Consider the following 617-nt stretch of genomic DNA (forward strand, 5'->3'; position numbering starts at 1 on the left):
CGATTGTTCCTCCTGCGGGGCCAACAGACATCACGTTTGCCGAAATACCGGCAAAGCTGGGAAGCTGGTAAAATTCAACGGCGGCCTCCCAGGTTTGGAGTTGCAATAATTCATCTTGATCGTTCATATGGAACGTAAGAAACCAGCTTGTGCTAGGGGCAAAATAGGCCGTGACCCCCGTACCTGTTGTTCGAAACGCCAGTGCATATGCAATTCCAGTGACATTGGTTTTGAATAAGGCTTTACCATCAATGCTACCCACCTGCAGGTTAGCCTGTGTTAAGGTGAAGATGTTTTCTCCATGTTTGCCAGCTGAACATAAACTTCTTAACTGAGGGGTCAGGCTAAGGGGATAGAGTGCACTGATTTTCGTGGGGGCAATGACGGTATCAACCGTTTTCAGCGTTGGTTTTCCACCCGTAAAGTCCCCAACAGACCGTGTTTGATCATCGTTAATCTGGCACTCCACGGCTGCCCTGGCGTGAAAGGTACTCATGATTAAAACGACAAATAAAATAATAAAATGTGGGAAAGCTGTTGTCCCAGGACTGTGTGCCATTGTTATTCCTTGTGGCGATGCCTGTTAGTTATATGTCACGCTGACCAATACGCGCGCG

At 47.8% G+C, this 617-nt stretch carries 1 protein-coding gene; it reads right to left on the reverse strand.

All coding sequences use genetic code 11. From position 1 onward, the window contains the following. Positions 1-559, reverse strand: a 559-nt coding sequence (locus tag RF647_RS19095; protein ID WP_368813109.1) for a hypothetical protein, incomplete at its 3' end; no start/stop codon positions are given. Positions 560-617: the final 58 nt, after the last annotated feature.

Source organism: Kocuria sp. CPCC 205263 (assembly GCF_040981075.1).
Taxonomy (GTDB): domain Bacteria; phylum Actinomycetota; class Actinomycetes; order Actinomycetales; family Micrococcaceae; genus Kocuria; species Kocuria rosea.